The 7729-nt window shown below is 61.7% G+C and carries 4 protein-coding genes; 2 read left to right on the forward strand and 2 right to left on the reverse strand.

What is annotated here, in order from left to right:
• Positions 1–516 precede the first annotated feature (516 nt).
• Positions 517–714 carry a hypothetical protein gene (locus tag NFX52_RS28605; protein WP_055399968.1) on the forward strand — a complete coding sequence of 66 codons (198 nt, stop codon included), beginning with the start codon at positions 517–519 and terminating at the stop codon, positions 712–714.
• Positions 715–972: 258 nt separating this feature from the next.
• Here the strand turns inward: NFX52_RS28605 and NFX52_RS28610 are convergent, their stop codons facing one another.
• On the reverse strand, positions 973–2211 hold the full coding sequence (locus NFX52_RS28610; protein WP_252635941.1) for a hypothetical protein: 1239 nt from the start codon (positions 2209–2211) through the stop codon (positions 973–975).
• A gap of 58 nt (positions 2212–2269) precedes the next feature.
• A complete protein-coding gene (locus NFX52_RS28615) occupies positions 2270–3079 on the reverse strand; it encodes an NYN domain-containing protein (RefSeq protein ID WP_055399962.1) in 810 nt (269 codons plus the stop codon).
• A gap of 520 nt (positions 3080–3599) precedes the next feature.
• Between NFX52_RS28615 and NFX52_RS28620 the strand changes: the two genes are divergently transcribed.
• A complete protein-coding gene (locus NFX52_RS28620; protein ID WP_156358786.1) occupies positions 3600–7676 on the forward strand; it encodes an nSTAND1 domain-containing NTPase in 4077 nt (1358 codons plus the stop codon).
• Positions 7677–7729: the final 53 nt, after the last annotated feature.

The raw sequence follows: 7729 nt of genomic DNA on the forward strand, positions 1-7729 counted from the left end.
AAGCGCAGGGTGGGTGCGGCCCGCAGGCGCAGCCGAGGACACGGCCCTGCGCGCCTTGACGGCACCCGGCCGCGGGCTACAGTCGCGAGCAAGGTGATGGATTCAGGAAAGATGGCTGGACAGGCAATGGCCCGCTCTTCACGCCGACCCCACGCAAGCGAAAGCGCGCAGCGCCCAGGCGCGAAGGCAGATCCGGCACGGCCGGTTCGGCGGTATCCCAGGGGCGCCAAGCCCAGCGCGGCGGGGATGGGCTGCACGGCCGATCCCCTGGAGGCAAGCGCAGCGCGCAGGCCCGGGTCAACGAGCCGGGCCGAAGGCGTCAGCCGAGCAAGGCGAGGGAACGATGGAGGCCCGAAGGGTCGAAACGCCAAGGGTGGCTCGATGCGCAAGCACGACAGCGCGGTCGGCCATGCCTCTTGGCCGAAGACGCACAGACCACGCGTCCGACTCCTACGGCATGGGGCCGCAACCCGATGAGAGCGACTTGCTCTGCGCCTGGGCACAATCGCACCTGTAATGGAAATCCAAGAACTACAGGACGAAGAACTGACGGCTCAGGCGCGTGAATGGCGGCTGCGGGCACTGCGCGGGGAGAAGGAAGCGCGCGGTATGGCGCACGAGTTGGAACGCGAAGTGCGCAGGCGGTTTGGCAATCCCCAAGCCGAGACGCAGCACTCGCTCAAAGAGGTGCGCGTGCTGGGAGAGCTGCCGTAAGGACTGAGCAGCGTCGAGTGCCTTGAGCCAATGCATCCCCCACGTCAGCAAAAGGCCAGAGCAGCCAGGAACAGCCGGTCAATCATCAGGCTCGGTAGGAACAGACTTCGCAGAGGCCCGTCCCATCACCAAAGAGCGCCCCACCAGGGCTTGCAACGAGGCGCCGGAGCAGGCGGATGCCCGGACCTCAGGTCATCTGGCACAGGAGAGCACTGAACTCCGTTCCGCAGAGGTGCACAAGGCAAACCCCAGAAAACCTCACTCGGGCCACCACAGCGGCCGATCCGGTGCCGCGCCTTCGGCCCGCAACGCGTCGGCAAGCCCATGCACGGGATCCTTGAGACTGCCTCGCACCAGGGCGATCCATGTATGCAGGGCCTCGTCCTCTGACCTGTCGCCTGCGATCACCTCCAGGCGGGACAGCATGTCCAGGACACGGTGATAGTCTCCAAGCGCCTCGCCAACGGCAAGGGCGCGCGGTAGCTGGGATGCACGGGCTTCCCGACGCTCGGCGCGGGCCTCTTCGGCGGCGGCCGCGATACAGCGTGCAAGATCGGCTTCCTGCCGCGCCTTCGCCCGCATGGCGGCTTCCTCGGCCACGAGCTTCGAGCGAAGCGCTTCTGCCTCTGGAAATGCAATCAGGGCCTGCGTGATCTCGGGGAGGCGTTTCTCCATCTGTTCCCGGGTCCCCATCCACTGGCGGGCAATGGCACTCCAGTCTCGCTCCAGCTTCAGCTTGTAGGCATCGCGGGCCCTGTACTCTGCAGGCTCATAGAAGACGCCCTTGCGCGGGGGCTTGATGATTTTTTCCGCCTGCTCGGCGAAATTCAGGCAAATCGATCCTCCTGCCCTGCGGATCTCGACCGTGTTTCGGGAACCCTTGCCGCTGGCAACGATCTGGCAGCCTCCCGCGATGAGTCCACAAAGCAGCGCCTCGTGGAAACGAAGAATCCAGTCAATGTTGGCCGTCGTGGCAGTGATGCGCAGGCAGCCTTCGTCGGTGATGTACCGTCCCATCGACATATGGTGTCCTGTGGGGCCACCGAAGAAAGGCCGCCCCTGAGCCGCAGCACGCTCCCTGTCCCGCGCCCGCTTCTGCTCCTCGCGCTCGATGGACTGGAAGAAGCGGGCTGTTCTGGCCACCAGCGGATGGCAGTTGTCGAGTGAGGTTGGTATTTCGATGGGCGACACGGCGATGCCGTCTTTCGCGCGTGAGAAGGTTTGGCGGACCCGCTGGGACCTCGTGGCATCAGCCGACCGTGCCGCCGTCATGCCCTCTTCCGGCAAACGAATCACGGCATCCACATCAGCCGGCGGCAATGGTGTGGGGAAACTGGGCTTTCCAGCCGCATGGCGGGTCCAGAAGCCGACAGGCGGCACAGGAATGTTGTACCTGCGGCAGAGTTTGGACAGACCGACGTCCGACAGGCCCAATTGAGGTCCCAGATGCCGGAGCGGCGTTTTCCAGACCAGCCCATAGAGTTCTGAACGCTTCACCAATACCTCCTCGGGTACGACACGAAAGAACGCACCAGCGCTGACCCAGACCAAAGCCCTACACCCGCGGTGTGTCCGTCTCCAGGGCGCTCTCCGTCTTCGGCAGCAGGCTCACCGACCAATGCCCTCCCGGCTCCTGCTGTGGCGCGAGCAGGTCATACGTCTTGACCATGTTCAACAACCCGGAGTGCCCGTACGTCTGTGGAGAGAAGGCCGGATCGGTGCGCTTGAGGTATTGGCCGAGGGCGCCAAGGCCCACCTTGCCTTCCGAGGTATCGCTGGCAAGAAGCGCCACGGCTTCCACAAGAAAACGTGGCCTGCGCTTGACCACAGCCTTGGGAGGCTCCTGCTTGGCCTGATCGGCGTGGGGAGGTTCCGGTTTCGCCGCGGGCTTTTGAGCAGAGTCGAGGACCTGCTCAGCCGGCGGCGCGGGACGGACCCATTCGAAGAACTGGTCGCTGGCATTGCGCAACGCATCGGGCGTCTTGGGCTCACCGACGATGCAGACAGTGGCGCCGCGCTCACGCAACTTGCGGCACAGGTAGGCAAAATCGGAATCGCTGGTGACCAGGCAGAAGGTGTCCGCTCTTTCATCGAAGAGCGCTTCCAGCGCGTCCAGCGCCAGGGCGATGTCAGCGGTATTCTTGCCGGCCGCATACTGGTATTGCAGACAAGGCGTAAATGCCAGGCGCACCAAGGCATCCTGCCATTTGTTCGCCAACGTGGCCTGGTTGCCATAGCCGCGACGCAGCACGACACGACCAAACTGGGCCACCATGCGCAGCGCGTGCTCAAGGATTTCAGGCGAGACGTTGTCGCAGTCGACCAGCACCGCAACGCGGGTCTCTGTGGTTAGGCTGTTACTCATCCGGATTGCTGTGCAGGATAGTTTGACCTCACACGGTAGCCGATTTCAAGCGCTTCCCCGTGAACAATATGTTCGGTCTGATCTCTGGGTTGGAAATCGCATTTGAATTGGGCTCCCATTGATCTCAGCCGTCGCCTTCAGGCTGGCAGCCGTCATTCACACGTCAGTCCATGAACGACTGCATCACTCGACAACGGACGCTGGACGCCTTCATCAACGTGACACGACTGTCATGGTCACTTGTCGACAGCAGCGCCACGAAGGCGCATCTTCATGAACCATCCGAGAGACTCGTGCGCACCATGCGCTATAGCTGAAATAGCCCTCTGAAAGCGCGCATCGAAGCACCCTTTGACTCGCATCCGCTTCCAATCTGCGAGAGCATGGACAATTACCAAGCGTGCGAGAAAAAGGGGGCGAAATGAGCGTGGCGAGCGTGATCTCAACGGGGGGAGCTGGGGGCGACTTCGAACGACGGGTTGGCGCCTATTTTCTGGGTCTGCTGCTCACGAAGTCGTTCATGCCCATCTTCTCCGACGCTGCTCCGCAACGGGTGCACTTCCAAGCTCGTCGACTCGGCTGGCGCATCGACGACTTGGTGGTGGAGGCTCAGTCGGAAGCTGGCCAAATCCACAAGGTGGCCGCGCAGATCAAACGAACCTTCACGTTCAGTCTCAACGACGAGGAGTGCAGGGAGACGCTGGCGGCCGCCTGGGCGGACTTCAACAACACGACGCTATTCCAGCAGGGCCGCGACGCGATCGTCTTGGTCACCTTCCTGGGAACGAATCGTATTCAACACGACGTGCGCTGGCTGATTGGTCAAGCCAGAGCCGCTGGCGACGCGGCCGACTTCTCGGCGCGCCGCCGAGGCCAGGGAACCTTGAACAAGCAAGCCAAGGCCGACTACGAGACGATCAAAGCAATCATCGATCAGACGAACGGCTCACCGGTGGCCGATGAGAGCGTATGGAGGTTCTTGCAAGCCTTCCACGTTCTCAGCTTCGACTTTCAAGACGCAGCGGCGAAGGACGTAGCCGCGATCTTGACGCTCCTCGCCTCGCTGAAGGCTGCTGGCGCGGAAGCCGACGCAGCGTCGAGCAGCTGGAGCGAACTGATCGACTTTGCTGGATTGGCTGCTGCTGAGGGCCGCAGCGTCGACTTCGCTTCGCTGCCGGAACGCGCCAAGGCCAGGCACAGCCAAGTCCCGTCCCCCAAGCATGGCGAGCTGTCAAGACTTCGACAGCACTGCGCGACGACGTTGCGGCGGATCGCGGCGGCCGGCCCGCAGGGAATCGTGTTCGACCGAACCGAGCTGCGCGCCCAGCTAGAGGCCGCAGTCGCGCAGCAGCAGGTGGTGCTCGTGGTCGGTCCCGCCGGCAGCGGCAAGTCCGTGTTGGGAATGAACTACATGTCTGGCGCGGCGAGCGCTGAGACGAATTTCGCCTTTTCCGCAGAGGAGTTCAAAGCCGCGCACATCGATCAGGTCTTGACCAATGCGAGTCTCAATCTCACGTGGAAAGAGTTGGAGGGCTTGATGCCGCTCCACCGCAAGACGTTTTTTGTCGATGGCCTCGAGCGATTGCTCGAGGCGAGCGAACGAGCAGCGTTCAAGGATTTGCTGGTGGGTGTCAAGGACGACAGCTCGATTTCGCTGGTGATCACGTGTCGCGACTACTATGCGGAGGTCGTCGAGCGCAGCTTGCTGGCGACGAGCAATGTCACCTTCGCGAAAATCCTGGTCGGCGGGCTTTCCGACGCGGAGCTTTCGCAGGCTGAAGCCGCGGCGCCGACTTTGCAACCCTTGCTCGCCATTCAGAGTCTGAGGTCGATCCTCAGGAATCCATTTCTTCTGACGCGCGCATCCCAACTGCGCCTCGCGCAGGGCGAATCCATCCCACAGACTGAGCGCGCGTTGCGGCGCAGGATGTGGAGCGAGCTTGTCCGCGACGACGCATATGTCTCGGACGGGATGCCGTCCAAGCGTGAAAAGGTCTTTTTTGACGTCTGCATTGCGAGGGCGCGGGCGCTTCGCCCATACGTTGAAGTCGCTGACATCGACGGTGCCCTGCAACGGCTCGGAAACGCTAATCTCGTGGCGAACGATGAGTTTCATCGGGTCGCCGCCGCTCACGACATTTTCGAGGACTGGGGCCTCGTCGAGTGGTTCATGCGCCGATTTGAAGCGCACTCCGGCAGCTCGACGGCGATGGCTGGAGAAGTTGGGGGCCATCCTGCGTTGCGGCGCGCCTATCGCAAGTGGCTTACAGAGCAACTCGACGTGGACAGGACGGTAGTGGACCAGTTCATCTCCGAGGTGAGCTCCGAGAAGTCGCTCCCGTCCCACTTCGTCGACGACACCTGGCTCGCTGTCTTTCAGTCGAGCGCAGCGGGCTCGTTCATGACAGGCTTCGCCGACAAGCTGCTAGCGGATGGAGGTGCATTGCTCCAGCGAGTGCTGCACCTGGTCCGCGTTGGCTGCAAGACCGTTTCTCCCAAAGCGCAGGGGGTTCATGTTTGGCTTCGATGGCACGTTCCGACCGGGAACGCTTGGCCGATATTGCTCGCGTTCATGGACGAGAGCTGGGATGCGTTGCCGAGGCAAATGGATTCCTTGCTCGTTGCCTTCATAGAGGATTGGTCCGCTAACATTTCTGGCAGCGAACAGCTACCCGAAGGCGCCGCCAGCGTCGGCTCTCTCATAGAAAAGTTGCTTGCGCTCCCCGCGGACGCGCTAGGACTCGTGGTCCCCAGAGAGCGACTCGTCGAGATCCTGATGAAGGCGCCCCGCGCGAACGAAGCGCTCTTCAGAAGCATTGCTAGCAGGGCATCCGTGCCCGGGTCGATCCATCGCGACGAAGATGCCAGTCACTTCGCCAAGCTCACTTTCGAGCCCTTCAAGGCAATCGCTTTTGCCAGCGCATTCCCCCGCGAGCTTCAGGCGGTCTGCCTGGGCCGGTGGTTCGCCAGTGATAAAGACGATCGATGGAATTCCTCGCGTGAAATAGAGGCGGTGTTTGGGTTGACGCACAGTTACGAGCATCGCTTCTTTCCTCGGTCGTCGATGCAAGGGCCCATGTCGTTCTTGTTGCGCGCCCATCCTTCCGAGGGCGTGCGGTTCATCGTCAATTTCATCAATCAATGCTGCTCGAACTACCAAGCGAACTCGCGGCAGATGCGCCTGATCGAGCCACCGATCGAAATTGAGCTGACGCTATCCGATGGCAGGGCGCGATCCATTCTGGGAAATCAGCGGCTGTGGCGGACGTATCGGGGAACCCACGTCATGCCCGCCGTGATGGAGTGCGCCCTGATGGCTCTGGAAGCATGGCTTCTCGACATCGCGAAGGGCGCGGCAACGCCCGAAGTCTTCCAGAGTTTTCTGAACTACATCTTGGACAACTCGAACAACGCCGCTTTGTTGGGGGTCGTGGCCAGCGCCTGCCTCGCGCACACGGGTCTAGCAGGCGATTGCTGCGTAAGTATCCTCGGATCCACCGAGCTAATCCGAATGGACGTGGCGCGCATGATGACGGACAAGACCGCGCTCGCTCCTGGTGGCTTCGACGTCTTCTCTCAAATGTTTCAGCGCGAGCGGCTCGAATCGAATGCGCTTCCGCATCGAAAGCACCACCTCGAAGAACTTGCCATTCAGCTCCAGCTTTGCCCGCAGCGAGCGTCGGTGGAAGCGTTGCTGGACCGCTATCTCGCTGCGTTGCCACCGGAGCAGGAGCGGACCACAGAACAATCGCAGTGGATGTTGGCGCTGCGGCGAATGGATCTCAGAACATACGATCGCAAGGATGTCGGCGACCAGGTGGAATTCACCATGGGTGAGCTTCCATCAGATGTACAAGCCATGGTGCAAGATTCGCAGGCCGGCCAAGTCGAGTTGATGAAGCGCATCGAGCTTCAAAACTGGGCTCACCAACACAAAGATGATGGAGTCGCTTTTGGCGATGAGTCGTGGCGTGACAAACTGGCGTTGGCGAAAGAGGTGGAGGGCCAAATCGCAGTTCGTGGCACCCGCGACATCCTCGAAGGAGGAGGCCGGATGGTGGCGGCAGTGATTGCGCGAGATCGCTGGGCCGTCCTCGACCCTGTGGATCGGCAGTGGTGCCTTGAAACCATTGTGGATTGCCTTGGGGAGACTCCCTCCGAAGACGTTTTCGGAAGCAGCATTCCCGTCGACGGGAAGATGGAGTGTGCGGCAGTGATCGGCGCTCTTGCGCCGCTAGTGAGCCAACCCGAAGCCGAGCGGCTGCTCGAAATTGCGTTGACTCACTGGAACCGGCATGTGCAGCAAGCTGCCGTCCAGAGCTTGACGCATCAACGTCTGTGGGATGCCCCGTCTCTGTTGAACTTCTCTTTGCACGTGCTGATTGCCGCCGCGCGTGCGACCTGCGAACAGGACGCCGAACTGGAGGAGCTTCCATGGAATCATCGTCCGTCCGGATCCGATTTGCGACATCAGCGTCAGGCCCGACTTGCCGCCACGGACAGATCGACGTGGGGTAGCGCGCCGAGGGTGTGCAGAATTTTGTGTAAACGGACAATCCACCGCAGGCGAGAGCCTGCTTGTCCGCAAACACAATGACAACCAAGAAGCACGAAGTACCGCAAAAACTGCTGGCCAGCCTGCTGGCCGAC

It is taken from the genome of Acidovorax facilis, from assembly GCF_023913775.1.
In the GTDB taxonomy this organism is placed as follows: Bacteria; Pseudomonadota; Gammaproteobacteria; order Burkholderiales; family Burkholderiaceae_C; genus Acidovorax; species Acidovorax facilis.

Coding starts and splice junctions, on each gene's coding strand:
- NFX52_RS28615 (WP_055399962.1), bottom strand. CDS start 3,079: ATGAGTAACAGCCTAACCACAGAGACCCGCGTTGCGGTGCTGGTCGAC.
- NFX52_RS28605 (WP_055399968.1), top strand. CDS start 517: ATGGAAATCCAAGAACTACAGGACGAAGAACTGACGGCTCAGGCGCGT.
- NFX52_RS28620 (WP_156358786.1), top strand. CDS start 3,600: ATGCCCATCTTCTCCGACGCTGCTCCGCAACGGGTGCACTTCCAAGCT.